At 72.2% G+C, this 25583-nt stretch carries 20 protein-coding genes; 8 read left to right on the top strand and 12 right to left on the bottom strand.

Features of this window, described 5'->3' with window-relative positions:
- Positions 1–116 precede the first annotated feature (116 nt).
- Entirely contained in the window at positions 117–1001 is an 885-nt protein-coding gene (locus AC3EQ1_RS24920) for an aldo/keto reductase (RefSeq protein WP_432096563.1), read from the top strand.
- 150 nt (positions 1002–1151) lie between these two features.
- Here AC3EQ1_RS24920 and AC3EQ1_RS24915 read toward each other — a convergent pair whose 3' ends face one another.
- The gene (locus tag AC3EQ1_RS24915) at positions 1152–1379 is read right to left on the bottom strand and encodes a DUF5133 domain-containing protein (protein ID WP_432096562.1); all 228 of its coding nucleotides are present in this window, start codon (positions 1377–1379) and stop codon (positions 1152–1154) included.
- Between the two features lie 167 nt (positions 1380–1546).
- Positions 1547–2446, bottom strand: coding sequence for an RNA polymerase sigma factor SigF (locus AC3EQ1_RS24910; protein ID WP_432096561.1), 900 nt, complete (start codon positions 2444–2446; stop codon positions 1547–1549).
- Between the two features lie 527 nt (positions 2447–2973).
- Here AC3EQ1_RS24910 and AC3EQ1_RS24905 point away from each other — a divergent pair.
- Entirely contained in the window at positions 2974–3588 is a 615-nt protein-coding gene (locus AC3EQ1_RS24905) for a DNA polymerase ligase N-terminal domain-containing protein (protein ID WP_432096560.1), read from the top strand.
- 273 nt (positions 3589–3861) lie between these two features.
- On the opposite strand, the gene AC3EQ1_RS24900 is transcribed toward AC3EQ1_RS24905, so the two are convergent.
- Positions 3862–4686: a putative protein N(5)-glutamine methyltransferase gene (locus AC3EQ1_RS24900; RefSeq protein WP_432096559.1), complete on the bottom strand. Its 825-nt coding sequence runs from the start codon at positions 4684–4686 to the stop codon at positions 3862–3864.
- 237 nt (positions 4687–4923) lie between these two features.
- On the opposite strand from AC3EQ1_RS24900, the gene AC3EQ1_RS24895 reads away from it, so the two are divergent.
- The 3 genes from AC3EQ1_RS24895 (at position 4924) to AC3EQ1_RS24885 (ending at position 8767) form a co-directional block, all read left to right on the top strand.
- Entirely contained in the window at positions 4924–5490 is a 567-nt protein-coding gene (locus AC3EQ1_RS24895; protein ID WP_432096558.1) for a DUF3841 domain-containing protein, read from the top strand.
- Positions 5491–6385: 895 nt separating this feature from the next.
- The gene (locus AC3EQ1_RS24890) at positions 6386–7552 is read left to right on the top strand and encodes a serine hydrolase domain-containing protein (protein WP_432096557.1); all 1167 of its coding nucleotides are present in this window, start codon (positions 6386–6388) and stop codon (positions 7550–7552) included.
- A 285-nt stretch (positions 7553–7837) separates the two neighbouring features.
- The gene (locus tag AC3EQ1_RS24885) at positions 7838–8767 is read left to right on the top strand and encodes an SDR family oxidoreductase (protein ID WP_432096556.1); all 930 of its coding nucleotides are present in this window, start codon (positions 7838–7840) and stop codon (positions 8765–8767) included.
- Positions 8768–8883: 116 nt separating this feature from the next.
- Here AC3EQ1_RS24885 and AC3EQ1_RS24880 read toward each other — a convergent pair whose 3' ends face one another.
- Positions 8884–9873 carry a DUF8094 domain-containing protein gene (locus AC3EQ1_RS24880; protein WP_432096555.1) on the bottom strand — a complete coding sequence of 330 codons (990 nt, stop codon included), beginning with the start codon at positions 9871–9873 and terminating at the stop codon, positions 8884–8886.
- A 284-nt stretch (positions 9874–10157) separates the two neighbouring features.
- Between AC3EQ1_RS24880 and AC3EQ1_RS24875 the strand changes: the two genes are divergently transcribed.
- Positions 10158–10613 carry a VOC family protein gene (locus AC3EQ1_RS24875; protein ID WP_432096554.1) on the top strand — a complete coding sequence of 152 codons (456 nt, stop codon included), beginning with the start codon at positions 10158–10160 and terminating at the stop codon, positions 10611–10613.
- A gap of 158 nt (positions 10614–10771) precedes the next feature.
- Here the strand turns inward: AC3EQ1_RS24875 and AC3EQ1_RS24870 are convergent, their stop codons facing one another.
- From AC3EQ1_RS24870 to AC3EQ1_RS24850, 5 genes are all read right to left on the bottom strand, one after another.
- A complete protein-coding gene (locus AC3EQ1_RS24870) occupies positions 10772–11323 on the bottom strand; it encodes an EF-hand domain-containing protein (RefSeq protein WP_432096553.1) in 552 nt (183 codons plus the stop codon).
- 435 nt (positions 11324–11758) lie between these two features.
- On the bottom strand, positions 11759–12604 hold the full coding sequence (locus AC3EQ1_RS24865) for a methyltransferase domain-containing protein (RefSeq protein ID WP_432096589.1): 846 nt from the start codon (positions 12602–12604) through the stop codon (positions 11759–11761).
- 272 nt (positions 12605–12876) lie between these two features.
- Positions 12877–17046 carry a Pls/PosA family non-ribosomal peptide synthetase gene (locus tag AC3EQ1_RS24860; protein WP_432096552.1) on the bottom strand — a complete coding sequence of 1390 codons (4170 nt, stop codon included), beginning with the start codon at positions 17044–17046 and terminating at the stop codon, positions 12877–12879.
- 1 nt (position 17047) lies between these two features.
- Positions 17048–18769 carry an aspartate aminotransferase family protein gene (locus AC3EQ1_RS24855; RefSeq protein WP_432096551.1) on the bottom strand — a complete coding sequence of 574 codons (1722 nt, stop codon included), beginning with the start codon at positions 18767–18769 and terminating at the stop codon, positions 17048–17050.
- 369 nt (positions 18770–19138) lie between these two features.
- A complete protein-coding gene (locus AC3EQ1_RS24850) occupies positions 19139–20290 on the bottom strand; it encodes a mechanosensitive ion channel family protein (protein WP_432096550.1) in 1152 nt (383 codons plus the stop codon).
- Positions 20291–21022: 732 nt separating this feature from the next.
- Between AC3EQ1_RS24850 and AC3EQ1_RS24845 the strand changes: the two genes are divergently transcribed.
- Positions 21023–21196 (top strand): CsbD family protein, encoded by a 174-nt coding sequence (locus tag AC3EQ1_RS24845; protein WP_388847387.1) that lies wholly within the window; start codon positions 21023–21025, stop codon positions 21194–21196.
- Between the two features lie 132 nt (positions 21197–21328).
- Here AC3EQ1_RS24845 and AC3EQ1_RS24840 read toward each other — a convergent pair whose 3' ends face one another.
- The 3 genes from AC3EQ1_RS24840 to AC3EQ1_RS24830 form a co-directional block, all read right to left on the bottom strand.
- Entirely contained in the window at positions 21329–21997 is a 669-nt protein-coding gene (locus AC3EQ1_RS24840) for a hypothetical protein (protein WP_432096549.1), read from the bottom strand.
- Positions 21998–22340: 343 nt separating this feature from the next.
- Positions 22341–23348, bottom strand: coding sequence for a 1-aminocyclopropane-1-carboxylate deaminase/D-cysteine desulfhydrase (locus tag AC3EQ1_RS24835; protein WP_432096548.1), 1008 nt, complete (start codon positions 23346–23348; stop codon positions 22341–22343).
- 477 nt (positions 23349–23825) lie between these two features.
- The gene (locus AC3EQ1_RS24830; protein WP_432096547.1) at positions 23826–24749 is read right to left on the bottom strand and encodes a LysR family transcriptional regulator; all 924 of its coding nucleotides are present in this window, start codon (positions 24747–24749) and stop codon (positions 23826–23828) included.
- 118 nt (positions 24750–24867) lie between these two features.
- Here AC3EQ1_RS24830 and AC3EQ1_RS24825 point away from each other — a divergent pair, with 118 nt between their 5' ends.
- A complete protein-coding gene (locus tag AC3EQ1_RS24825) occupies positions 24868–25284 on the top strand; it encodes a tautomerase family protein (protein WP_432096546.1) in 417 nt (138 codons plus the stop codon).
- The last annotated feature ends 299 nt before the right edge of the window (positions 25285–25583 follow it).

Raw genomic sequence — 25583 nt, 5'->3', positions numbered from 1 at the left:
ACCCGGTTCCGGGGCCTGCGGCGCCGAGGAGCTCCGCGGGCCCCCGCACCTGGACCGTGCCCCGCCCCACAATGCGCGATCTTGCGACAGAGCCGGAAACCTGCGCATGATCCCCCATGAGTCCTCATACGCATCACGACGCCGCTGCCACCTTCGCGCTGGGCGGCACCCTCACCATCCCCCGCCTGGGGTTCGGCGCCATGCAACTGCCCGGTCGATGGGGCGGCCCCGCCGTCCCCCGGGAAGCAGCCGTGGCCGTGGCGCGCCGCGCCGTCGAGCTGGGCGTCCGACACCTCGACACCGCGGCGTTCTACTTCTCCGCCAACGACATCCTGCGCACGGCTCTCCACCCCTATCCGTCGGACGTCACCATCGCCACCAAGGTCGGCCCGCTGCGGGACGCGAGCGGGGAGATGTACGGCGAGGCCCGGCCCGATCAGCTGCGGGAACTGGTGGAGGAGAATCTGCGGCAACTCGGCGTCGACGCCCTGGATCTGGTGTATCTGCGTGTGGGGCGGCTCGACGCGGTGGGCGGGGTGCCGATCGGCGACCGCTTCGCCGTTCTGGCCGAGCTGCGCGCGGCAGGGCTGATACGGCACCTCGGAGTCAGCAATGTCTCCCGTGCGCAACTCGACGAGGCACGCGCCATCGCGCCGGTCGCCGCCGTGCAGAACCAGTTCGGCGTGCTCGATCAGCGGGACGCCGTACTCGTCGACCTGTGCGCCGACGCCGGCATCGCCTACATGCCCTTCTTCGCACTCGGCGGGAGCCGGGCCGCCCTGGCCGAGGCGAACCTCATGACGGTCGCCGAACGGCACGGTGCGACCACGTACCAGGTGGCCATCGCGTGGGGGCTGGCCAGGTCGCCATCCATCGTGCAGATTCCCGGCACGTCGTCCCTCGCTCACTTGGAGGAGAACATGGCTGCGGCGCAACTCGTCCTCGACGAAGCGGACATGACCCTGCTCGACACAGGCGCGCCGGACAGCACCCGGCAGTGAACGGCGGATCGTCGGCGATCTCGTATCCGTCGTCCCTGCGTTCAATCGTGATCGTCGCAGTAGGGCGCGGCGGTGTGAGCCCCGCGCCGGCCCACCCGTGACGGGGCGGGCCGGCGCGCGCGGCTCAGCCGCGGTTCACCCTGCGCGGGTTCACATGGTGAGGGCGGAGTCGTCCTCCACCCGCGCGCCGGGCAGCCGGTGCCGCGCCGCGACGAGGGCGGAGTCCACATCGCGGGTGCCCGTGGACACGCACAGGGTGTACGCGATGTCGTCCATCCGACGGCGCACTTCGGCGCTGCCCTCGCCCGCCTGGAGCAGGTGCAGGGTCTCGTACTGCTCGACCAGCTTCTGGAGTACGGCGGGGTGGGCCATCAGCACGGTTCTTCGGTCCTCTCGTCAGGGGAGGGCTTTTCGGGAAGAGCTGCTCGGGTACGGCGGCGCCGGGCGCTACAGGTGATCGGGGTGCACCGCCCGGGTACCGGCCGCTCGGGAACGGCGCCCGGGAACGAGTGGGCGCCCGGGGAACGGAGGCAAGGAGAGCTGTCTCAGCTGTGGCTGAGCAGTCCGCTGCGCAGCTGTCGGAGGGCACGGCTGAGCAGCCGGGAAACGTGCATCTGGGAGATGCCGAGGACGGCGCCGATCTGGGACTGCGTCATCTCCTGGCCGAACCGCATCTGCAGGATCTGCCGCTCCCGGTCCTCCAACTGTTCCAGCAGCGGCTTGAGGGCCTGGAGGTTCTCCACCTTCTCCAGGGAGGGGTCGAGATCCCCGAGGTGTTCGGCATAGCTGGTGGCGGCGGTGACGTTGTCGCTGCCGGTGGCGGGGAGGTCCAGGGAGACGGCGTTGTAGCCGTTCCCGGCGACAATGCCCTCGAGGACTTCCTCCTCCGGCAGCCCCAGGTGTTCGGCGAGTTCCGCGGGGGTGGGGTCGCGGTCCAGGCGGGTGGCGAGGACCTCCGACGCCTTGGTCAGGTCGGTCCGCAGTTCCTGAAGGCGCCGGGGCACGTGAACGGCCCAGGTGGCGTCCCGGAAGAAGCGCTTGATCTCCCCCACGATGTACGGCACGGCGAACGAGGAGAACTCGACTTCACGGGAGAGGTCGAACCGGTCGATCGCCTTGATCAGACCGATGGTCCCGACCTGGATGATGTCCTCGGTCTCGGCCCGGCGGTTGCGGAACCGGTGGACGGCGAACTTCACCAGGGAGATGTTCAGCTCGATCAGGGTGTTGCGTACGTACTGGTATTCGGGTGTGCCCTCCTCCAGGACGGCGAGCCGGTCGAAGAAGGTCTTCGACAGGGTGCGCGCGTCGTGCGGGGCCACCTTGCTGGCGTCCTCGATCCTGGGAAGGTCCTCCGCCGACGGGCCGGCCGCATCCGGGGACGGGGTCACGGTTTCGGCGGGTACGGTCGGCTGCCCAGCGGCAGCACGCACAGACAAGGTCATGTCCGGTCACGCCCTCCTCGGTAGCCCCCGTCGTCGTTGGCGTGCGCCTACCCCTCCCAATATTTGCCATGCGACAAAGTTTCGGCCGCCTTCCCCGGAGCCTCTGTGCAGCCCTGAGGGCCCGGCCGGCTCGTGGGACGACCGGCCAGGGTGGCCTCTCAGGGGCCCGCGGCCCGGTGACCGTCCCCTGGCCATCACCCGCCCCCGCGCCGTCGAGCGTCATGATCAAGCCACCGTTGGCCCCCGGAGCTTCTCGGCCTCGCCCGGCCTCCGGAGCGTTCGGTGAACACCTGTCCCAGCGCGTCCTCTCCGTTCTCGGCAGCAGGCGGGTACGGATGCTGCGACCTGCGCGTCAGAGGCCGCGCCGCTGCGGGGCCGCCCCACCTGTGCCGCGAAGCCCGGTCGCTTGTGGGGAGGCACCCGTCCAGGTCAGGGGCGCGCGGAGAGCGGCGCCCCGCCGCCGGTCCGAGCTCCGGCACTCCCCGCTCCCCCGGTTTGTCGCCGGACGGCACGGGCACTCGGCCGCCATGGCCGAGAACGACCGGGACCGACGGAGAAGGGACCGGCTGAAGGAGTACCACGCCAAGCGGAATGCCTCCCGTACACCGGAACCCACCGGCGGCACTTCCCCACCGGACGGCGCGCCGCGCTTCGTGATCCAGAAGCACGCGGCGAGGGCCCTGCACTACGACTTCCGGCTGGAGGCGGACGGCGTACTGCTGTCCTGGGCGGTACCGAAGGGGCTCTCCGCCGACCCCCGCGACAAGCGGCTCGCTCTGCGGACCGAGGATCATCCCCTCGACTACCTCGACTTCGAAGGCATCATTCCGGGCGGCGAGTACGGGGCGGGCCGGGTGATCATCTGGGACGCCGGCACCTATCGGCCGCTGGTGCACGGGGAGGTCCGGGAGGTCTCCGTCGTCGACGCCGTCGAACGGGGCCATGTCTCCTTCTGGCTGGACGGAGAGAAGGTGCGGGGCGGCTACTCGCTGACGCGCACCGGCGACCAGGCGGGCAAGGAACGGTGGGTGCTGGTGAAGCGCAAGGACGAGGCCGCGGACGCCCGCCACGATCCGATCGGCTCCCGGCCCGGCTCGGTCCGCACCGGCCGCAGGCTCGAGGACCTGGAGGACGAGCCCTGACGGGCCCGTCGCCCCGGTGACGGATCACCGGGGCGAGGCGCGGCCGTCGCGCGGGCGGTGGCGGGGGCACCGTGCGCGACGGCCGCAACGCCGCCGAGCGTGAAGGCGCCGTACGGGCCCGTGCCCCGGCGAGAGTTGGCGCCCCGGGCGCCGCATAGAGCGCCTGCGAGAGGAGCGTGGCGGCGACCGCGAACGACAGGATCGCCCCAGCCGCGAGGGACCCCGCGCCTGCGCATCCGTCCCGCCGCACTCCGACAGCGTCCGCCCCCGGCCTCAGTCGGCGGTCCCGGGCGCCCCGGTCCCCTCAGCGGGCTTCGTGCCGGTGACGACCGTGGCGTCCAGTTCCTCGCAGACGGTGGTCCGGGCCGTCAGGCCGCCCCGGACCACCGTCTCCACGGCACGCGGTGCCTGGCGCTCACTGGTCTCGAACAGCAGGTGGCCGCCGGGCGCCAGCCAGTGCGACGCCTCGGCGGTGACCCGGCGCAGGACGTCCAGACCGTCCGAGCCGCCGTCGAGCGCCACCCGGGCCTCGTGAACGCGTGCCTCGGTGGGGAGCAGGTCGATCTCCTCCGTGGGGACGTACGGCACATTGGCGAGCAGCAGGTCGGTCCGCCCGCGCAGGGCGGCGGGCAGCGGCGAGAAGAGGTCTCCCTGATACACCCGGCCGCCGACCGTCCGCAGATTGCGGCGGGCGCACCGTACGGCGGCGGGGTCGATGTCGGCGGCGTGCAGTTCGGCCCCGCTCAGGGCGGCCGCCAGCGACACCCCCAGGGCGCCCGAACCGCAGCACAGATCGACGACGACGGCGCGGGGACCGGCGAGGCCGAGGGCCTGCTGGACCAGGAACTCGGTGCGGCGGCGCGGGACGAACACCCCGGGTTCCACGGCGATCCGGTGTTCGCGGAACTCCGCCCAGCCGACGATGTGTTCCAGGGGCAGGCCGGCGACCCGCCGTTCGACCATGGACGAGAGCTCGTCGGGTGTACCCGCCGCGGACAGCAGCAACTGCGCCTCGTCCTCGGCGAAGACGCAGCCACCGGCGCGCAGTCTGGTCACGACGGACGAGGGGGAAAGAAGAAGTGACAGTGATGTCGACATGAGAGCCTCCCGGGATACCGAAGGGCGCTCTCGCGGTCTCCTACTGCTCGGGGACCGTACGACCGGCGGGTGAGAGCACCCGGACTACCGCAGTGGTAATGGGACTCACCTCCTCGATCGTTCACCTGCTGGCGCGCCAACCATACCGCAGCCGCTCCACGGCGAACCCGGCGTTCAGCACGCCCCCGGGCCCCGTCACCCCTCGGACGCCCTCCGGCGGGGTGGCACCATCGGCCCATGCGATTGTGGACAGTGCAGCACCACCACGCCGTCCCGGCCCTGGAGGAGGCGGGACGCCTCGTAGGGGACTGGCAACGGGTGAGTCCCACCTGGCGGTCGGCCTACGAGCTGATGGTGGGGGAAATGCGGCAGCGGGGCATCGACTGTGCCGGGAGGCCACCGATGTGGGCCTGGGCCGGACCGGACACGCGGGACGAGCGGGTGACCGTCACCGTCGAGTTGTTGCTCAGCCTCCACGAGTGGGAGCAGGGAGTGGTCGTCCTGGACCTCGACGTCCCCGACGAGCTGGTGCTGCTGAGCTCGTACAGCGGCTGGAACGACCTGCTCGAAGCCGTCCTGACCGGTGCCGCGTCGCCGGTCATGGACTGGTCCGTCGGCCCGGACGACCTCCACGACCCGGTGCAGTGCGGCGTCCAGGCCTGCCTCCCCTTCATTCACCCCTCGTGGGTGCGCGGCATCCGCCCGATCGAACGCCCGGCGGACGAAGCGGAGGAGGCCGAGACAGCGGAAGCGGAGGAAGCCGAGGACGTGACGGAAGCACCGGCGGCACCCCGAGCGGAGTGAGCCGTCGTCGGCCACCGGCTGTCACTCCACGCCGCCGTCTCCCGGCCCGGGAACGGCGGCGTGGAGGCTGCGGAGAAGTGGAGGCTGCGGGGCGGATGTGCAGGGTGAGGGCATCGACGGGGTAGGCGGTACGGGACCCGGGAGTGCCGGGCCGGCCGGACAGTCAGGAGAACGGGGAGGTCGGGAGGCCATGACGTACCGGACGGTCCCGGTGCGGGGTGTCGCGGCAGTGGCAGTGGCAGCGGGGAGAGCCCCGCGCCCCCTGGCCGTTCGGCGGCGCATGCCCCATGGGTGGCTGTTTGCCGCACTTCTGGCTGTACGGGAACCGAACAACCGATGGATCGGTCTTACCTGACATAGAACCTCATCCAGTGTTTGCGGCTCCGGCACGGCCGCGCTCATCTGGGGGAAACGGAGACTGCTGTGGCCCACCAGCCCCTGCCCCGGCGCACACCGCGGGCGACGCTCGACTCGCCGTCCTGGAGCCTGGGCGCTTCGCACCGTCAGCGGACCCGGAGGGATCAGGAAACCGTGTCCCTCCGTGAGATCCGTGCGGCGATCGCGGCGCTCGAAGCACGGCGGGGCACCGGTGGGGCCGGAAGGTCCTCCTCCCCGGACGCGTAGCCCGCAGGGCGCGCCCGCGGGCCCGCCCGCCGCCGCCCCCGCGGCCGGGCGGTCCCCGGGCCGGGCGGTCCCCGCGGGGGCGCTCCGCTCACGATGCCTCCCCCGGGCACAACCCCTCAGGGGATACCCCCATCCCCACCGCTCCGCGGGCCCACTCACCCCGAGAGATGATCAGGGAAGTCCCCCTCCCTCCGGAGGACCACCGTCCCTCCTGCCGTCACCAGAATGGAGCGCATTCTTCACTCAACTCAGCCCGGATCAGGAGCAGTTCATGCACAGACGCACCCGTGCCGCCCTCGCCGCAGTGATCGTCCTCGGCCTCGCCGGAGGCCCGTTGGCCCTCCCGGCCGCCGCGGACTCCCCGGCCGTCGCGGACTGCCCCACCGTCGCGGATCGCGCGGCGGCCCCGACCGGCCGAGGGCCCGACACGGCCGCTCTGCGGGCAGCTCTCGCCGGGCTGCCGGACCGGGACGCGACCGCGGCTCTGATACGGGTGGGCGGGAAGGGAAGCTGGCGCGGCTCGGCCGGGGTGCGGAAGCTGGGGACGGACAGCCGGGCCCTCGAAGACGCACGGTTCCGGGCCGGTTCCACGACCAAGGTGGTGACGGCGGCACTGGTCCTGCAGCTCGCCGCCGAGGGCAGGGTCGACCTGAACGCCTCGGTCGAGACGTACCTCCCGGGGCCGCTGCCGGCCACGTTCAGCCAACCGGTGACGGTACGTCACTTGCTCTACTTCACCAGCGGAATCCAGCCCGGCACGTCGTTCGGCGACACCGTCGAGCAGGAGTTCCCGCACCGGTTCGAGACACTCACCCCCGAGGAAGTGGTGGCCTCGGGCCTGGCCAAGGGGCCCGCGTTCACCCCCGGAACGCGTCAGCAGTACAACAACATCAACTACACGATCCTCGGGATGCTGATCGAAAAGGTCACCGGTGACTCCTACGAGCACCAGGCCGCGGTGCGGATCTTCAGGCCTCTCGGCATGCGCGACACCTCCTTCCCCCGTCATGGGGACCCCCGCATCCACGGCCCGCACAACCGTGGGTACCAGCTGATGGGCGGAAAGCCGGTCGATGTCACCGAATGGAACATGTCGGACCGTTGGGCGGCCGGTGACATGATCTCCACGACGCGGGATCTGGAGCGTTTTCTCGTCGCGCTGTTCCGCGGGAAGGTGGTGCCGCAGCCGCAGTTGCGGTTGATGTTCACCGTCCCGGACATCCCCGGCGCCAACCGGAGCGCAGGCCTGGAGCGGCTCGAAGTGAACGGCAGGGTGGTGTGGGCCAAGACCGGCTCCCGCCCCGGCTACCACACCGTCATCGCCGCCACCTGCGACCTGTCCCGCACGCTCGTCTACTCGGTGAACAGCACGGACGCCAAGGGCGACGGAGGGCCCAAGGCCGTGCAACGCTTCGGAATCCCGGCGTTCAACCGCTGAGCCGGGGCGGGTGACCGGGCGGGAGCGCCCTACGTACCCCTCACCTCCCGGTCACGCCCCGCGCAGGAGCACCCTCCGGGTACGGACGGCCGGGAGCGACCGTCCGTTCCGCATGGCCGGGGCGCCCCTCGGTTCCTCGACGCCCGGGACAGCTGCGGGTCGGGTCCGTGGAGCGCTGGGCGCCCTCGCCCGGTCGGCACGGCAGCGGAGGCTGCACCACACATGACGGATGTCCGTTGTTCCGGATCGGCGGCGGAATATCCCCATCGTGCTAGGTTCTGCCGCATGGAGAGCTCACCGGCAGGCATCGGGGTGTCGTTGGCGGGCACGGTCGCCCTGGTCGCCGGAGCCACCCGGGGTGCGGGGCGCGGAATCGCCGTGCAGTTGGGCGCCGCGGGGGCCACCGTCTATGTCACCGGGCGCACCAGCGGGTCACAGCGGTCGGAGATGAACCGCCCGGAGACCATCGAGGAGACCGCGGCCCTCGTGGACGAAGCGGGCGGGCGCGGCATCGCCGTCCGGGTGGACCATCTGGTGCCGGACGAGGTGCGCGCGCTGGTGGACCGGATCCGCGGCGAACAGGGCCGGCTGGACGTGCTGGTGAACGACATCTGGGGCGCCGAGATCGAGTGGAACAAGCCCGTCTGGGAATCGTCCCTGGACACCGGGCTGCACACGCTGCGGCTCGCGGTGGACACCCACGCCATCACCAGCCATTTCGCGATTCCGCTGCTCATCGAGAGGCCCGGCGGCCTGGTGGTCGAGGTGACCGACGGGACCGACGAGTACAACGCCGCCCACTACCGGGTCTCGTTCTTCTACGACCTCGCCAAGGCCGCCGTGAATCGCATGGCATTCGCCCTGGCGCACGAACTGGAACCGCACGGTGCGACGGCCCTCTCGCTCACCCCGGGCTGGCTGCGGTCCGAGGCGATGCTCGAGGCGTACGGCGTCACCGAGGCGAACTGGCGCGTGGGCACGCAGCGTTCGCCGCACTTCGCCATCTCCGAGAGTCCGGCCTTCGTCGGCCGGGCCGTGGCGGCACTCGCCGGGGACCCCGAGGTGGCGCGCTGGAACGGGAAGTCGCTGTCCAGCGGGCAGTTGGCCCAGGTCTACGGCTTCACCGACCTCGACGGCAGCCGTCCCGACGCCTGGCGCTACCTCACCGAGGTCCAGGACCCGGGCAAGCCCGCCGATGTGACCGGCTACCGCTGACCGGAACCTGTACCTTCCGGTTCACGCCCTGGTCCCGGCACCCGCGGAAAGGGGCCGGGACCGACGGCGGAACCGCTCGCGCATGCCGGACGCGCCCAACGCGCATACCGGATCCGTCAGTGCGAGTCCACGATCTCGTACGTGACGTCGAGGGACGTCGGCCTGCCCCGGGCCGGGAGGTGGAACAGGCCCTGACCGTGCAGGTCGGTGATCACGACGGGCCGACGGCGGCTGTCGTAGACCGCCTCCGTGTCGGACGGTGTGATCTCCAGGCCCGGACGCGTGACCAGCGTCTCGATCTTGTGGGAGAGCGGCGCGATGGCCAGGACCCCGCCCTTCTCGGTCTTCAGTGCATAGGTCTCGGTGTGGGCGGGCTCGGTCTCGAAGAACGTCACCCTGGCCCCGGGGCCCAGTTCCTTGCCGCGGTCGCGGTGGATCTTCTTCGTTCCGGACAGCGTGCTGGACGGGCCGAAGACCTTGCCGTCCTTCCGGCCACCGGTCTCGAACACGTCCTCATAGGCGTTGGTCAGCTCGTTCGGCGCCAGCGGACCGCTCTTCGCGCCCAGGTCGGCCGCCACCGCACGACCGCCGGGCCCCTTGGCGAGTTCCGGCAGTTCCTCCTTCGGCCAGACGGAGGCCGTCATCTTCCAGGAGCCGGACTTCTTCTCGAAGACCACGAGCTGGGTTTCCTTGGAGTAGGTCGGCGTGGCGGTGACGGCGAACCAGTTCGCCCCCGCCGGAATCAGGTAGGTGCGCTTGCGGTACGTGAACCCCTGCCGGTAGGCATCCTTGTCCTTCTTCGACAGGGTCTCGAACTGCTCGAAGGTCGCCTTGTCCCGCTCCAGCAGGTTTCCGGCCTCGATGCCGGACAGCAGGCCGGCGTCCTGCTTCTTGTTGGCGGCGTTGTTGATGCGCTCGTAGCGGTCCATGACCTTCTCGGCCTCGGCACGCGTGACCGGTGCCGCCGTTGCCGACTTACGCTGCGAGGAACGCTTGTCGTCCCGGTCGCGCTCGGCCGGGAGTGCGCCGTTGCATCCGGAGGCCAGGACGGCCACCGTCATCACTCCGGCGATCAGAGCCGCGCGGCCCGCTGTCCGCTTCGCCATGTGCTGTCCCCGTTCGGTTATTTCATTGTCACGCGTAGCGATCAGCACGCTAGACCATGGGCATGCCACCGTCGCAGGCGGGTCGGAGCACTGTGCGGGGCCCGGTCCGCCCGGCCATCCGCTCGCGCTTGAGGCTGTCCCGGTGAGCGGGCTCATGGGGCCCGGCACCCCGTCCCGGTGCCCCACCGGGTGGGACGGCAGCACAGCCCGGCGGCTGACCCGGACGGGACGCCCGGGTGTCGGTGAACCGCGGGATTGTCGGACCCCTCTGGCAGGCTGCGCGCATGGAGATGACGCTGCAGCTGACGATCGACTGCGCCGACCCGCGGAGCATGGTCGCCTTCTGGACCGAGGCCCTGGGGTACGTGCCCGAACCCCCACCAGGCGGGCAGGCCACCTGGCGGCAGTACTGGCTGGACACGGGCGTGCCGGAGGAGGAGTTGCCGGAGGGCGCCGGGGAGGCCCCGGAGTCGATCGTCGATCCGGCCGGGACCGGTCCGCGGGTGTGGTTCCAGTACGTCCCGGAGGCCAAGTCCGTGAAGAACCGGCTGCATCTCGACCTGAAGGTCGGCGGCGGACGGGGCGTCCCGCTGGCGGTCCGCACCCGGCGGGTCACCGACACGGTGGGCCGGCTGACCGGGGCCGGCGCCACGGTTTTCCGGGTCATGGACGAGCCGGGGATGGACTACTACGGCGTGGTGCTGCAGGACCCGGAGGGCAACGAGTTCTGCGTCTGCTGAGCGCGGGCCGGCATGCGGAGTCACCACCGCGCGTCGGCGGCACGCGGCCGGCACCTGGTCACCGGGGCGAACGAGATCCCTTTCCCGGCGCACAAGGCAACGCCCGGGCCGCCATGACGGCGGCCCGGGCGTACCGGAAGGGGATCCGCGGGTGGCTGTCAGACGCGGCCGAAGAGAATGCTTCCGGGCGCCGACGGGTCGTTGGAAAGGAAGAACTCACGGGAGGCCCGAATGAGTTCGGAGCGCGAGATGTGCCCGTCTCCGTCGGTGTCCAGGGCCTGGAACGATTCCTTCATCTCCGGCTCGGAAATTCCCCAGAGCGTGCTCATCTTGTTGAACTCGCTCTGGCTGATCTGATGGTCACCATCGACGTCGATGAGGTCGAACTGCGCGTGGGTGAGGCCATTGATGGCGTCGAACCGGCTGGTGTCGAGGATCGCGTTCCGGGAGGCCGCGATGTACTCGTCCTTGGAGAGACGTCCGTCTCCGTCGGCGTCGGCGTGACGGACGAGTTCCTGCCAGAACATCGCGTAGGAGGCGTGGAGTGCCATGGTCCGGCGGTCGTTCCCGTTCAGCTGGTACTCCGAGGTGAACCCGTCGATCAGACGCTGGAAATCGGACCAGTCGATGTGCCCGTCCCGGTCGGTGTCCAGGGCGTTGAAGATTTTCTCGATCTTGCTTCCGACGACGTCAGCTGCTGCAGTGGCCATTCTCTGCCTTTCCGAAGAGACCGCGAACAACGGTCTGATGGAGCATCCCGTCGGTCAGGGACGCTAGCAGCGCGCCTTTTTCCCCCGACCGCTGATGACCGGGGACCGCCACGATCAGGTGACGCGATTACCTCCTTCGTGTCGCCCGCGGCGGGCCGGTTCTCTCAGCGGCCATTCCGCATTCATGCTCCGTTTCCGTTGTCCCCGGCCCTCTCCGAACCGGGCTCCGGGCACCTGGCACCGGGCACCGGTGCCGATGCCTTCCCGCCGTACGGTCACTCCCGCCCGTCAGCGGCGTTCGGCGAGCTGATGCTTGACGCCGATCGCGGGCCGGCCCCAGCTCCGGTGGGACGCACGGCACGCACCTGCGCGAGCTGCCCGGCCTCCCTCGGCCAACAGCGCTGTGGGCAGACCGGACAACGCCTGGATCCGCACCTAACCGAGTGCCGGCGGGGGGTCGGCCGGACGGCGTCCCCAGGCCGAGATCAGCGGCGCGAGTGTCAGGTCGAGTTGGCCCGCGTGGACGGCGGCCAGGTGCGCGTCGATCTCGGCGTCGTCGGCCAGGCCGGCCGCGAGCAGCTCGCCGCGCACGTGCCGGATGGTCGCCGCCTCCAGCCGGTCGCAGGCCGGCCCGCCGACCGGGAATGCGCCCCGCGCGGCGACATCGACCAAGCCGGCCTCACGCAATGCCCGCGGCAGTGTCCGGCCGTAGCGCAGGTCCGCGCCGCGGCGCGTCAGCAGCTCCCGGACCGCGTCGCGCAGCCGGTTGGCCCGCCGCTGCGCAGGGCCGCTGTCGTCCAGGCATGCCAGTGGCTGCAGAGCGGTATCGGCGTCCTCGATCAGCAGCCAGCCGCCGGGCCGCAGCGCTGCCGCCATCGTGGCCAACGCCCGAGCCCGGTCGGGTACATGGACCAGCACGAGCCGGGCGTGCACCAGATCGAACGTCCCCGGCTCCGGGGGCGGATCAGCGGCGACGTCGTGCCGGCGCACCTCGTACCCGTCGCCTGTCCTCAGCCACGACGGGTCGATGTCCGTGACCAGTACGTGCCCGGTCGGACCGACGGCCGCCGCGAGCGCCTCCGGGATACTGGGGCCACCGGCCCCCACTTCCCAGCAGCGCGAGCCGGCCCCGACCCCCAGTCGATCGAAGTGCCCGCGCGTCACAACGTCGAACAGCTCGGCCAGCCAGACGAATCGCTCGCCCGCCTCGGCGCGCGCGTTGTCCAGCAGGTACCCGCGGGCGGGAGCGGAATCTCCACCGAGCGAGGTGGTCCCGTCCATCGGATCCGGTCGGCCATTGACGTGCGGCGGGCGGGGTGAGGAGGTCATCACAACATGGTCGGCCTCCTCGGGCCACCAGCACCACGACGACGCGAGAGGGGTATCTCACACAGCCGGCGAACCCCGTACGTCCTACAGCACGGTTCCGCACCGTGACGCGCCGGAAGGGGTACATGTACTCGGCCCCCCACAGCCGGCGCACCAGGTACGGGACAGCGCGCTGACCGAACTGTCGGCTACGGCCGGTTCGACCTCGTACCGGACGTCTTCGATCACGACATGAAGTCGGGGCGGGCGGATCCAGCCGATGCACGTCCCCGTTCATGACGGGTGGTACCCCTTCTGCCGCGGATCTCCCGCGCGGGGTTGCCCCGCCAGCGGGACCGCGGTGGGACGTCCTCGCCCTTCATCAGGAAGGAGTCCGGGCCGAGGACCGCGCCGTCGCCCATCGTCACGCCGTAGTGGACGAGCGTGGCCGTGTCGAGGGTGCAGCCGTCGCCGAGGGCGATCCGGCCGGACTTGAAGGTGCCGTCCTCCAGGGAGTGGCACTGGAGGGTGGAGCCCGTGTTGAGTGTGCAGTCGTCGCCGATGGTGACCAGGGTCCGTTCGGGCATGCCGCAGCCGTCGTCGAAGACCCGGCGGCCGATCCGCACACCCGCCAGCCGCCAGAGCAGGTTCTTGAACGGCGTGCCGTTGAACGGCGGTGTCATGCTCAGCTTCCAGTGGCGTTCGTGCCACCAGAAGTACGGGTCGTAGATGGAGCAGAACCGCGGGGTCATCGGGCGGAACCGGGCCACCGTCCGCTCCGCCAGCACGGACGAGCCGAGGGTGAAGGCCAGTCCGAGCACGGTCGCCCCGGTGACCACGACCGCGCCGTACCGCCCGTAGTGCTCCGCGGCGAAGGTCGCGATCAGCACCAGACCGAAGAACTCGATCCAGCGCACCAGCAGGAAGAGACCGATGGTGCCGATGTTGTGCCGGGTCTTCGCCCGGAGCCGCAGGCGCCGTTCCTCACCGCTGTCGAGCGCGTCGAACCGGCTGTCGCGCTGCACCGACCGCGGGATCTCGAAGCACGGCGACCCCAGCAGCCCCACTCCCTCACGGACGGCGCCGTCGACGGGCACCATCACCTTGGTGCCGAGGAGACAGTTGTCGCCGGTACGGCTCCGCGACGGGTAGGCGATCGCGTTGCCGAGGAAGTTGTCCTTGCCCAGCACGGCCCGGGTGACGCGGAAGGAGGTGGCGGAGACATCGATGTTGATGACCGACAGCCCGTCGGAGACCATCGTGCCGCTGCCGACCACGGTGAGGAACGGCGACTCCTGCCGCTGCTCCACACCGAAGTTCGAGCCGGTCTGCACCACCCGGGTCAGGTCCCAGCCGACGGCCCGCAGGTAGTGCACGATGAACACGCTGTCGCCGGTGATCCCCTGGTAGACCTTGGTGTTGGTGATCCGGGAGATCGCCCGCTGCACCGAGTAGTGGAAGCCGTAGAGCGGATGGACCCGGCCCGGGACGAGGGCGCGGTTCAGCAGTCGCGGCACGGTGGTGACGACGGCGAGCCCCGCCAGCAGCGGCCCGAAGAACAGCACCAGCGAGCCCAGCAGCTGGTCGAGGTAGAAGCCGGGGCTCGACACGGCCGCCGCGGGTGCGGAGAGGAAGGCCGGGATCAGGGTGCCCACGGCGCCCAGGGCCAGGGGCAGATAGACGAAGGGCACGGTGAGCAGCTGCGCCGTCCCGTAGAGAAGCCTCCGCCGGGTGCCGCAACGCGCGGGCCCCACCGTCCGGAAGTCCGCGTCCGCCGGACCGGCCGGCGAGCCCTGCCAGACCTCACCGGCCGGCACCCGCTGGGCGGCGTGCAGCGAGGAGGCGTGGCCGAGTTGGGCGCCGTCACCCAGCTGCACGTCGATGTCGAGGACCGTGCTCTCGCTGATCAGGACGTCCCGGCCGAGGGTGACGGGCCCGGTCCGGATGTACCCGCTCTCGGCGTGGTAGCAGGCGAGGTACGCGTCCTTGCGGACGAGCGTGTTCTCGCCGACGGTGAGCAGGTCGGTGCAGACGGGCACGTTCCGGGAGAGGATCACCGCGCCCCGGCCGATCCGCGCGCCCAGGGCCCGGAGGTAGAGGAGATACAGCGGTGAACCGGCGAACAGCACCAGCGGGTCGAGCCGGATCAGGGTCTGGACCGTCCAGAAGCGCAGATAGCCGAGGCTCCAGATCGGGATGTCGCGGCGCTTCCAGCGGCCGATGAGCACCCACTTCACCACGATGGGGACGAGGGACATCAGCAGGAACGCGGCGGCGCCGAACACCGTGGCGCGCAGGTACCGGTCGACGAGGCCGGAGCCGGCGGCGACCCACTGGTAGCCCTCGATCAGCAGGAACGCGCCCAGGTAGGTGTAGGCGAGGAAGAGCAGGAGCTGCGCCGTCCCGCACAGGACGTACTGCGCCCGGCGGACCGGGGGCGGGGTGCGGGCGGGCGCCGGGGCGGGGGCCTCGGTGGCCGGGGCCGAGTGCTCCCGGGTGAGCGCGGCGGCGAGGCCGGTGACCGTCGGGTGCAGATAGACGTCCCGCATGGACACCGGCGGCAGATCGCCGTGGCTCCGGACCCGGGCGCAGAACTGGGCCATGAGGAGCGAGTTGGCGCCGAGCTCGGCGAAGAAGTCGCTGTCGGCCGAGACCCGGTCGAGGTGCAGCACTCCGGCGAGGAGACGGGCCAGGGTCCGTTCGGCCGGGCCGGCCGGCGGGGTGTACTGCTGCCGGCCGGCCAGGCAGCGGGGGCCGGTGGGGGCGGGCAGCCGCGCGCGGTCGGTCTTGCCGCCGGCGAGCCGCGGCAGGTCCGGGAGTTCCTCCAGGTAGGCAGGGACCATGTAGCCGGGGAGCCGTCGCCGCAGGTGGTCGTGGATCCGGCGGCGGTCGGCCCGCGGGCCGTCCCGGCAGGGCACGTAGTAGCCGACGAGTTCGACCGGCTCCGGACCGGTCCCGTGGGTGCCGACGACCGCCTGGGCGACCCCGGGCACGCTCCTCAGCACCGACTCGATCTCGCTCAGCTCGATCCGGTAACCGCGGATCTTGACCTGGGTGTCGATGCGCCCGTGGTACTCGATCTCGCCGTCCTCGTTGACCCGTCCGAGGTCGCCGGTGCGGTAGATCCTGCCGGAGGGGTTGTTGGGGATGCCGAGGAAGTCGGGGATGAACACCCGGTCGGTGAGATCGGCGCGGTTCACATAGCCGCTGGCCAGGCCCACTCCGGCGAGGCCGATCTCGCCCAGTTCGCCGGGCCCCAGCGCCCGGGGGCCGGCCGGGTCGAGGATGACCGCGGAGTAGGTGGGCAGCGGGACGCCGATGGTCACCGGCCGGTCCGGGGCCACCGGGGTCCAGGTCGCGGTGACGGTCGCCTCCGTGGGGCCGTAGACGTTGAGGAAGCGGCGGCCGGGCCGGTGCCAGCGGGTCACCAGGTCCCGCGGGCACGCCTCACCGGAGACGAGCAGGAACCGGAGACCGGGCAGGTCCTCGTCGAGGGTGGCCAGCAGGGTCGGGACGCAGCACAGCGCGGTGACGTCCCGGGAGATGAGGAACTCCCCCAGCTCCCGGCCGACCAGCGCGGCGCCGTCCGGCTTGGGCACCAGCGTCGCTCCGACCAGCAGCGGAACCCAGATCTCCTCGACGGAGAAGTCGAACGCGATGGTCATGCCCTGGTAGACGCGGTCCTGCGGGAGGAGGCCGTAGACCTCCGCGGCGACCCGGACGAAGTTGCAGACGGCGGCGTGGGGGATCGCCACGCCCTTGGGCCGGCCGGTCGAGCCGGAGGTGTAGATGATGTAGCAGAGGTCGTCGGGCGGGCCGGCGGCTGCCGGGCGGACCGGGCGGCGTGGGTCCTCGGCGGCGAGCTCCGCCGCCGCCTCGTCGACGCAGACCACCCCGGCGGGCACCTGTTGCAGCCGTTCCCGCAGCGCGGACTCGGACACCACCAGGCGCACTCCGGCGTCCCGCACGATGTAGGCGAGCCGGTCGGCCGGGAAGGCGGCGTCGAGCGGCACATAGACGGCTCCGAGCTTGAGCACGGCCAGCATGCCCACGTAGGCGTGCACGGCCCGGCCGGGGAGGAGCGCGATCCGGTCGCCGGGCCGTGCGCCGCGGGCCGCCAGGTGGCGGGCGAGCTGGTTGGCCCGCGCGTCCAGTCGGTCATAGGTGAGGCTCTCGCCGTCTGCGTCCACGGCCGCGGGGCTGTGTCCGTCGGCGGTCCGCAGCCGGTCGCACCGGTCCTCGAAGAGCTGCTCCAGGCGTTCGCCGGGCCGCCAGCGGACGGCCTGTTCGGAGCCGGACGACAGCAGGGCCGGGCCCTGCGCGGAATCGCGGAGGGCCTGGCTCTGCGTGGGATCGCGGACCGGGCGCACCGGGGCGGCGGGCGGTGCGTCCCCCGTTCCGGGTGGCCGGGGCATCTCAGGGTGTCCGGGTCGCGGGGCGGCCGGACGGGCGCCCGACGGACGACGGCGGCGTCCCGGCGCCGGTCGGGGTGGTGGACGGGGTGGTCGGGGTAGTGGACGACGTGGTCGGGGTAGTGGACGAAGTGGCCGCGGTGGCCGACGATGTGGCCGTGGTGGACGGTGTGGTCGGGGTGGCGGTCAGTCCGGCCGAGGTGGCCGACGACGTGCCCACGGTGGTGGCCGGGGTGGCCGACGACGTGGCCGCGGTGGCGGTCGGCGTGGCCGGGGTGGTCGGGGTGGCGGCCTCGATGGCGTCGGTGAGGATGGCGCAGGCGGTGTCGATGACGTCCGGGGTCACATTGAGCGGCGGGAGCATCCGCACCACGCAGTCGTCCCGGCCGCCGAGTTCGACGATCAGCCCGTGCCGCAGCGCGTGCTCCTGGACCCGGGCGGCCAGGTCACCGGCGGGCCGGGCGACGCGCGGCTCGGCGAGCTCGATGCCCCACATCAGGCCGCGGCCCCGGATCTCGTGCACCCAGGGGTGGCTCCGCAGCGGGGCGAGCCGGTCCTCCACTTGCTCGCCGCGCCGCCGGACGTTGCCCAGCACGTCGTCGCGGCGGAAGATCCTGATCGCCTCCGTGCCGGAGGCGAACGCCAGCTGGTTCCCGCGGAACGTCCCGGTGTGCGCGCCCGGCGCCCACACGTCGAGCCGCCGGTCGTAGAGCATCAGCGCGACCGGGGCGCCGACACCGCTGAGCGACTTCGAGGCGAGGACCACGTCGGGCTCGATGCCGTAACTCTCGAAGGCGAACCAGGTACCGGTGCGTCCGCCGCCCGTCTGGACCTCGTCCACGACGAGCGGGATCCCGAGGTCCCGGGTGAGGGCGCGGACCCGGCGGACGAAGTCGGGGCCTGCGGGCACGACGCCGCCCTCGCCCTGCACCAGTTCGAGCACGACCGCCGCCGGCAGCGGAATGCCGGAGAGACCGTCGGTGAGCGACCGTTCGAGGTAGCCGACGCAGTTGGTCTCGCAGGTGTCCGGGCTGAGGCCGAGCGGACACCGGGTGCAGTAGGAGTACGGGAAGAAGTGGACCCCGGGCATCCCGTTGGCGACGGGCCGCTTCTGCGCCACCGTCCCGCTGAGCGCCATTGCCGCGTGCGTGCCGCCGTGGAAGCCGCCCTGGAACGCGACGATGTCGCCGCGCCCGGTGGCCGTCTTGCAGAGCTTGACGGCGGCCTCGACGGCGTTGGCGCCGGTCGGGCCGCAGAAGTGCAGCTTCATCCGGTCCCGCAGCGGGGTCGGCAGCATGGAGAGCTGGGCCTCGGTGAAGGCGTCCTTCGCCGGTGTGGGGAAGTCGAGGCCATGGGTGAAGCGGCCGAGTTGACCGGTGACCGCGCGGACCAGTTCCGGGTGGTTGTGACCGAGGGAGAGCACACCGGCACCGCCCAGGAAGTCGATGAACACATTGCCGTCGAGATCCCGGACGAAGCTGCCGAAGCCTTCCTCGATCGCGATGGGCAGATGCCTCGGATAGACCCGCGCGTTGGACTCCCGGCGCTCCTGCCGGGCGAGGAGCTCCGCGGAGCGGGGCCCCGGGACGTCCGTCCCGATGTGCGGGCCGGTCGTCGGACCGGGTGTGCGGACGGCCGGTTCCGGCTGCCGGACGGCCGTGTCGGACTGCTGGAAGATCGTCATCGCGTTCTCCGGGACGGTGAGAAGCGGGGTGCTGCTGTCCACGGCGCTCACGGTCGGCGCGACATGCACACCACCCGTCACCCGTGCAGACCGCCGGGCCGGGCCTCACATCCGCTCAGCGCTACCTTCAATACGGAGCAAAAGGCGCATGCGGATTGGTCGGGCCGGAAGTGAGTCCTCCAGGGCCACGGGCGGGGGGCGACGTCCGGACGGGCCACGCACCGCGGGCATGGACCACTCAGCGTTGACCTGGAGAGCACTCCAAGTGATGGACTCCAGGGCACGAGGGCAACCGCCGGGTGCTGAGCACGGCCTCGGCGGGGAGCACTCCCCCGCGCGCCGGGACGGCACGCTGCTCCCCCTGAGGGGTGGGCAGTCGCCCCGGCACGGCTCCCCCTCCCCGCCGTCGGCTCAGTGCACCAGGGTCGCGGTGTCCCCGGCCGGCGGCTCGTCGGTCTTCTGCAGGGGCAGCACCGCCTTCGGCGGCAGCCCGGCGTCCGTCGTCGTCCTGCGCCCGCGCGTCGGCTGTTCCTGGTCCTGGTGGTGCAGGACCACGGTCCGCTTCGGGAAGGGGACCTCGATGCCCTCGGCCTGGAACCGCTGGTGCAACTGCTTGATGAACTCGTGCTTGATCAGGTACTGGTCGCTGAACTCGCAGGCCTCCAGGTTGACCGAGAAGTCGATGCTGGACTCCCCGAAGGTGTGGAAGCGTATGGACGGCTCGAAGTCGGGGACACCGCCGTCGACCTCCGCCATCACCTTGGCGGCCACCTCGTTGGTCACCGTCTCCACCCGCTCCAGGTCGGCGCCGTAGCCGACCTTGGCCAGGACCGTCAGCGACATCTGCCGTACCGGCTGGTGGAAGTTGGTGGTGATGGTGCCCGCGAGCTGGGCGTTGGGGATGATGACCAGGTTGTTCGGCAGCTGACGCACCACGGTGTTGCGCCAGTTGATGTCGACGACGTAGCCCTCCTCACCACTGCTGAGCCGGATGTAGTCACCCGGCTGCACCGTACGGGAGGCGAGGATGTGCACACCCGCGAAGAGGTTCGCCAGGGTGTCCTGGAGCGCCAGGGCCACGGCCAGACCGCCGACGCCCAGCGCGGTGAGCAGCGGAGCCACCGAGACACCGAGGGTCTGCAGCAGGACCAGAATGCCCATCGCCAGTACGGCGACCCGGGTGATGTTGATGAAGATGGTCGCCGACCCGGCCACGCCGGAACGGGCCAGCGCCAGCGACCGCACCAGGTCGGTGGCCACCCGCGCCGCGGTGACGGTGGCCACCAGGATGAGCCCGGCGAGCAGCACTTGGTGGACGGTGTTCCGGATGGTGCCGCTCAGCGGCAGCACACCGACCGCCGCGGCGGCGCCCGCGGTCAGCGATGCCCAGGGCACCAGCGTCCGGAGCGCGTCGACGATGATGTCGTCCCCGCTCCACCGCGTGCTCTGGGCGCGCACCCCGAGCCAGCGCAGCGCCACCCGGGACAGCAGCCCGGCAGCGATGCCGGCGGCCATCGCGGCGGCGGCGAGGATCACGTCGTGCAGGGTGAGGGCCCGAATCATCGACGGCCTCCCCCGACACCGGGAAGGGTGTCCGGTCCGGCCGAGCCGCGGGGGTCCCGCTCCGGCATCACCGCGGCGCGCGCGGTCGGGTGTTGGGCACGCTCTGTCGTCACCATGTCACCTGTTCGTTCCGGAAAAGTACTGCTACGTCAGGGCTGTTGGGACAGCCCCGCGTGACCTGTCATCCTGCCGTACGCAGCGCGCACCGCGGACCGCTCACCGGCGCCCGGGGCCTGCGCCCCCGCTCAGCGGGAGTGAGTTTCACGACACCGGCCTTGGTGACGGTGTTTGTCGCCCCGTCAGCGGGAGTGCTCCGCACCACAGGAGCGTGGAAGGCGGGCGGGGGCAACGGTTGGCGCGTCGGCCGTGCCATCCCTCGTGCGCACACCGGCCTCCCGGCCCTCATCGAGCTGACGGACCGACGGGTTCCCGTGGCCGTCCGCCGCTCCGGTATGCGGAATATCGCATTCTTGGTGTGCTCGGAGGAGGGATGAGGCATGATCAGAACGTCTCGCCCGGTGCGCTCCCCCGTCGCGCCGGGCGAGCTTCCCCTTCCCCCGGAAGAGCGCTTATGCCCCGGGTGAGAATGCCCTCATCGGCGGTGCCGGTCCGTCCGCGCCGCCTCCCCCCGCCGCGGTGAAACGCCGGCAGCCGGCTGGTTTGCGCACCGGAGCCCCGGGCACGCGCTCCCTTGTCAGGGAGAAACACCTCGAGCCTTGAGGAGTGACCACCATGACCGCGCAGAAGCGGACCGCTGCCATCGCCGAACAGGCGAAGGGAGCTGCGAAGGAAGCCGCCGGACGCGCACTGGGAAACGACCGTATGGCCGCGGAAGGCCGGGCCGAGAGGCTCCGGGGCGGCATGCAGGAGGACGCGCAGAAGGCCAGGCACAAACTCGGCCACTGACGCCCTGCTGACGCGGCGTCCGTACGGTCGCCAGGGGAGGGCCCCGGCGGAATCCTCCGCCGGGGCCCTCCCCTGTTCCGTTCCGCCGGGTGCCGTCCTCGTGGTGACGACGGCACCCGGTCACCGACGGGTTCATTCCCCCGCTGTCGTCCGCGCTCTCCCGGCCCGGCCCGCGCTTCCGGGGACCGGCGGCAGCTCGGCGTGCCGCACCGTGTAACCGCCCTTGGTGACCGGGGCGTACGGGGCGGGGGCCATGCAGGTGCCGGTCTCGGCCCCCTCGCTCTGCTCGTCCCCGGGCGACTTCACATTCACGACGTCCCAGGAGAATCCGACCCGGTCCGAGGAACGGCCCCGGTCCTGGCCTCCGTCGTGCACGCTGAACCCGATGCGCCGGCCCTTCCAGTCCGGCCCTCCCTCGTCGACCCGGGTGATGACCGCGGTCAGGGTCGCGGTGCGCGGACCGGTGACGAGGCAGTCGACCCGGCCCTCCGCGGTGACCGTACGGTGCCGCTCGGCGAAGTAGTGGGAGACCTTCACCGTGCCCCGTGCGTCGGTGGGCAGCCCGGTGGGCGCCTCGGGAATCGGCCGGCTGTACGGAACGGCCCGGGCGTCGAAGGTGAACGAGCGGACATCGGCGTCCGGGTGGTACGGAAGGCCGAACTCGGCGGAGCCGGTGACGCGGGCCCGCGACGGCCGCTCGTGCGGACGGTCGGCGGTCGTGGCGGAGGCGACGCCCATGGTGGTCAGCGCGACGGCGGCGGTCGTCGCGGCCGCGATGACGCGCAAGGAAGCAGACTTCACGGGGTTCTCCCGGGAGTGAGACGGATCGTCGGACGGGTGGCACGCCGAACCGGATGCGTGGCCGGGTGCGGTGCCGGACGGTGATCGAGTGCGGTGGCCGTCGGCCCGGCGTCGGCGCCCGCAGCCATCCTTGGGCAGAACGCGCGACGGCCCATCCACCGCGGGAGGTAACCGGGGTGCGGGCCGGTCCGCCTTCCGGCAGGCGCTGTAAGCCGCAGGTCGTACACCGCCCCGGCGCAGCCCGGTGACCGCAGGCCGGCCTGCGGTGCTCTGCCGGGGCCGACGAGTGCCACGCCGTTCAGCCGCTCCTCGGGTCCCGAGGCGCAACCCGCCCCGCGCCTGCTCAGCCGGTCCCGCGGGGCCCGTGGGTGTGGAGGAACAGCACCGGTCCGGCCCCGAACCGGCCCTCGGCCCCGAGTGCGAGGAGCGCGGCGAACGCCTTCGCCGTATAGACCGGTTCGAGGTCCAGATGCTCCTCCCGGGCGGCGAGGTGCCGTGCCGCCTCGGCCTCCGGTGTCGGGTGCCCGTAGCCCGGTCCCAGCCAGCCCCGGACCACGGTCAGGTCCTCCGGCCGGAGACCCACCGCCGCCGTGGCGGCACCGCGGCGGCGCAGCAGCCGTTCGGTCCTGCGGGCCAGGCCCGCAATGCCGCGGGCGTCGAGCGGCAGGGTGTCGTTGACCACGATGCCGACGACCCGGGTGCGCAGTCCGGCCATCCGCAGCCCCAGGGCGAGGCCCGCCGCCGTGCCGCCGGAGCCCAGGGCCAGGACGAGATGGGAGGGTTCGGGAAGGGTTCCGCGCGCCACCTGCCCGGCGATTTCGAGGGCCGTCTCGACGTAGCCGAGGGTGCCGACCGGTGCGGAGCCGCCCGCCGGAACGTAGTACGGGGGCCGCCGGGCCGTGGTGTGACGGGCCATCAGCCAGGGCGCGGCGGCGATCGTCCGGGCCTTGGTGCGGGTCAGGTGGACGGTGGCGCCGGAGCGCCGGATCCGGTCGAACTGGGCCCGCACATGATCGTCCAGCGGCTGGTCGATCAGTGCGAGGGCGGTGTGCAGGCCGTGCTCTCCGGCGTAGAGGGCCGTCGCCAGGCCCCAGTTGGTGCCCAGGCCGCCGACGGTGAGGAGGGTCCGGGCACCGCGGCGCTCGGCCTCGGGCAGGATCCACTCCAGCTTGCGGACCTTGTTGCCACCCCACCCGCCGGAGCCGAACCCGCCCTCGTCCTTGCACCACACGGGGACGGGGAGCGGAAGGCCGGTCATCGGCCGTACCGGCGTCGGCCCGTCGCCCAGCCGGAGGTGCGGCACCGTCCGGGCCAGCGCGGGGAACCTCCGGTGCAGCAGCGGGCGGCTCATCCGGGCACCGGTCCGCGCGGTGCGGCATACGGGACGGGCCCGGCCGCGCGGGCCGGCGGGCGCTCCGCGCGGGAGCGGCGCCCGCTCCGGGGAGGGCCCACGCTCCGGGGACGGCACCGTGTGCTGGTCACCTGCATCCCTCCGCTTCACCGTGGTGCTCGACGGCCACGGTTCCGTGGGCCTTTGGGGGCCGGGGTGTCCGTCCGGGACGCCCGGCCCCCATCGGACCTTCCCGGACGGGGCGGAACCAATCGTCCGGCGCCGGCGCGCACCGCGGCGGCCCCGCACCACGTCGGCCACATGCGCGCGTACCGCCGGGCGCCGGGCTCGGGCGCCGGCAGCGGCGCGTTCCCGGTGGCCCGCCGACAAGGGCAGGCCTCATGGACCGCTCCAGGTGCGGCAGGGGAAAGCCCTGACCGGCCGGCCCGGCTCTTCGCCCGGCCGGCCCCTCTTCGTCCCGGAGCCCGGCCGGTTGTCTCAGGCTCCGGCCGGCCGTGGTGCCGCTCCGTCGGGTCCCGCGAGCTGCCGGGGCACATCGCGGGCCAGGTGACCGGCGGCCGACTCGGCGAGAGCGCGGACGGCCGGGTGCCAGGAGCCGGCCTGTGGTCCGGTCAGCACGAGACGGCGCGAGGTCCGGGGCCGCAGTGGTACCAGGACCAGGTCGGACGGGATCGACGAGCGCGACACCTCGGACAGGACGGTCACGCCGAGACCGGCCTGCACCATGCCGACGAGGGTCGCCGGGTCCCGGACCCGCTGCTCGGGGGTGAAGGGCAGCCCGGCCGCGCGGTGGATCGCACGGATGCGCGCTTCACAGGCCTTGGGGGAGATCAGGAACGCGTCGTCGGCCAACTCGCCGATGCCGACGGCCGGTTCATCGGCCAGGGGATGGTCACGGCGCAGCAGCGCGCCGTAGTGGTCGACGGCGAGCTGGACGCCGGGGCCGGGCGGCGGGTCGACGAGCACGGCGGCGTCGGCCGTCCCGTTCTCCAGCCAGGACGCCACTTCGGCGCTGTCGCCCTCGAACACCCGGACCGTGATCCGAGGCTGGTCCTCACCCCAGTGCCGGAGCAGTCCGGGTATCAGCCCCTGGCCGACGGAGGGGGTGACTGCCAGCCGTACGGTCCCGGTCGACGCCCCGGCGGCGTCGGCCGCGACCCGTGCCACGTCCCGGACCGCCGACAGCGCGACGCGGGCGTGCGGCAGGACCCGCTCCCCCAGCGCCGTGGTCCGGGCCGGGGTGGCACGGACCAGCAGGGGCGCGTCCAGCTCGCGTTCCAGGGCGGCGACGGCGTGCGACACCGCGGACTGGCTGATGCCGAGTTCGGCGGCGGCCGCACTGAAACCACCGGTGTCGACGACGGCGAGAAAGGCCCTCAGCTGAGGGAGGTTCACGGGCATGCGGCAGCCTCATACGTCCATGACTGATGTGTGTTGGATCCAGGGTGCCAGGGTCGGCAACGCTTGCTCCGCGGCCCCCGGTCCCGGCGGACGCTTCCCGAACAGGCAGAGGAGAGCCATGCCCCACATCCGGGTCACCGTCACCGACTCCGAACTCCCCGCCGACGTCCGGTCCGCCCTCGCCCGGGGGCTGACCCGGCTGGCGGTCTCGGTCCTGCACAAATCGAGTGCGCGGACCGTCGTCCACATCGTTCCGGTCCCGGCGGGCCACTACTTCGTCGACGGCGAGCCACTGTCCGGCGACCGTGACGCGCACGTGGAGGTGTCCCTCACCCTGGGCACGAACAGTGCCGCGGAGAAGGCCGCCTTCATCGCCGCCGCGAGGGAACTGCTGTCGGACCTCCTCGGTCCGCTCTCCCGGTCCGGCGTCGCGCTGCACGAGCTGCACCCCGAGAGCTACGGCTACCACGGGGTGACCCAGTTCGAGCACTACCGGCGGCCGGCGGTCGCACCGGCCACCCCGGTGGCACGCTGAGCCGCGCGCCGCGCGCCGGGGGCCGGGGGCCGGGGGCCGGGGGCCGGGTGCCGGGGGCCGGGTGCCGGGGGCCGGGTGCCGGGTGCCGGTGACCGCGCCGTACGGCCACCGTTCGTCGTCCGGACGCCTTCGGGGCGCCGGTGAAGGACGCCGCGCACCGGTTCGCACCGGACGCCGGCACGCAGCGGACCGAGCGCGTCCGGCAGAGCCGGCTCACCGGCCCGTGCACCTCAGCCGTCGCCGGCGCCCGGCCCCGGGCCGTGCGCGGGGGGGGGGGGGGGGGGGGGGGGGAGGGGGGG

This window comes from Streptomyces sp. bgisy100 (genome assembly GCF_057709105.1).
Note: the sequence above shows the minus strand (reverse complement) of the source record. Positions and strands in the feature narration are given on the sequence as shown.

What these genes read in the sequence shown, in the direction of transcription:
- AC3EQ1_RS24890 (WP_432096557.1), top strand. Translation starts at nt 6,386, where the DNA reads ATGCACAGACGCACCCGTGCCGCCCTCGCCGCAGTGATCGTCCTCGGC.
- AC3EQ1_RS24905 (WP_432096560.1), top strand. Translation starts at nt 2,974, where the DNA reads ATGGCCGAGAACGACCGGGACCGACGGAGAAGGGACCGGCTGAAGGAG.
- AC3EQ1_RS24825 (WP_432096546.1), top strand. Translation starts at nt 24,868, where the DNA reads ATGCCCCACATCCGGGTCACCGTCACCGACTCCGAACTCCCCGCCGAC.
- AC3EQ1_RS24885 (WP_432096556.1), top strand. Translation starts at nt 7,838, where the DNA reads ATGGAGAGCTCACCGGCAGGCATCGGGGTGTCGTTGGCGGGCACGGTC.
- AC3EQ1_RS24835 (WP_432096548.1), bottom strand. Translation starts at nt 23,348, where the DNA reads ATGAGCCGCCCGCTGCTGCACCGGAGGTTCCCCGCGCTGGCCCGGACG.
- AC3EQ1_RS24920 (WP_432096563.1), top strand. Translation starts at nt 117, where the DNA reads ATGAGTCCTCATACGCATCACGACGCCGCTGCCACCTTCGCGCTGGGC.
- AC3EQ1_RS24830 (WP_432096547.1), bottom strand. Translation starts at nt 24,749, where the DNA reads ATGCCCGTGAACCTCCCTCAGCTGAGGGCCTTTCTCGCCGTCGTCGAC.
- AC3EQ1_RS24870 (WP_432096553.1), bottom strand. Translation starts at nt 11,323, where the DNA reads ATGGCCACTGCAGCAGCTGACGTCGTCGGAAGCAAGATCGAGAAAATC.
- AC3EQ1_RS24895 (WP_432096558.1), top strand. Translation starts at nt 4,924, where the DNA reads ATGCGATTGTGGACAGTGCAGCACCACCACGCCGTCCCGGCCCTGGAG.
- AC3EQ1_RS24880 (WP_432096555.1), bottom strand. Translation starts at nt 9,873, where the DNA reads ATGGCGAAGCGGACAGCGGGCCGCGCGGCTCTGATCGCCGGAGTGATG.
- AC3EQ1_RS24900 (WP_432096559.1), bottom strand. Translation starts at nt 4,686, where the DNA reads ATGTCGACATCACTGTCACTTCTTCTTTCCCCCTCGTCCGTCGTGACC.
- AC3EQ1_RS24865 (WP_432096589.1), bottom strand. Translation starts at nt 12,604, where the DNA reads ATGGACGGGACCACCTCGCTCGGTGGAGATTCCGCTCCCGCCCGCGGG.
- AC3EQ1_RS24860 (WP_432096552.1), bottom strand. Translation starts at nt 17,046, where the DNA reads ATGCCCCGGCCACCCGGAACGGGGGACGCACCGCCCGCCGCCCCGGTG.
- AC3EQ1_RS24875 (WP_432096554.1), top strand. Translation starts at nt 10,158, where the DNA reads ATGGAGATGACGCTGCAGCTGACGATCGACTGCGCCGACCCGCGGAGC.
- AC3EQ1_RS24850 (WP_432096550.1), bottom strand. Translation starts at nt 20,290, where the DNA reads ATGATTCGGGCCCTCACCCTGCACGACGTGATCCTCGCCGCCGCCGCG.
- AC3EQ1_RS24845 (WP_388847387.1), top strand. Translation starts at nt 21,023, where the DNA reads ATGACCGCGCAGAAGCGGACCGCTGCCATCGCCGAACAGGCGAAGGGA.
- AC3EQ1_RS24910 (WP_432096561.1), bottom strand. Translation starts at nt 2,446, where the DNA reads ATGACCTTGTCTGTGCGTGCTGCCGCTGGGCAGCCGACCGTACCCGCC.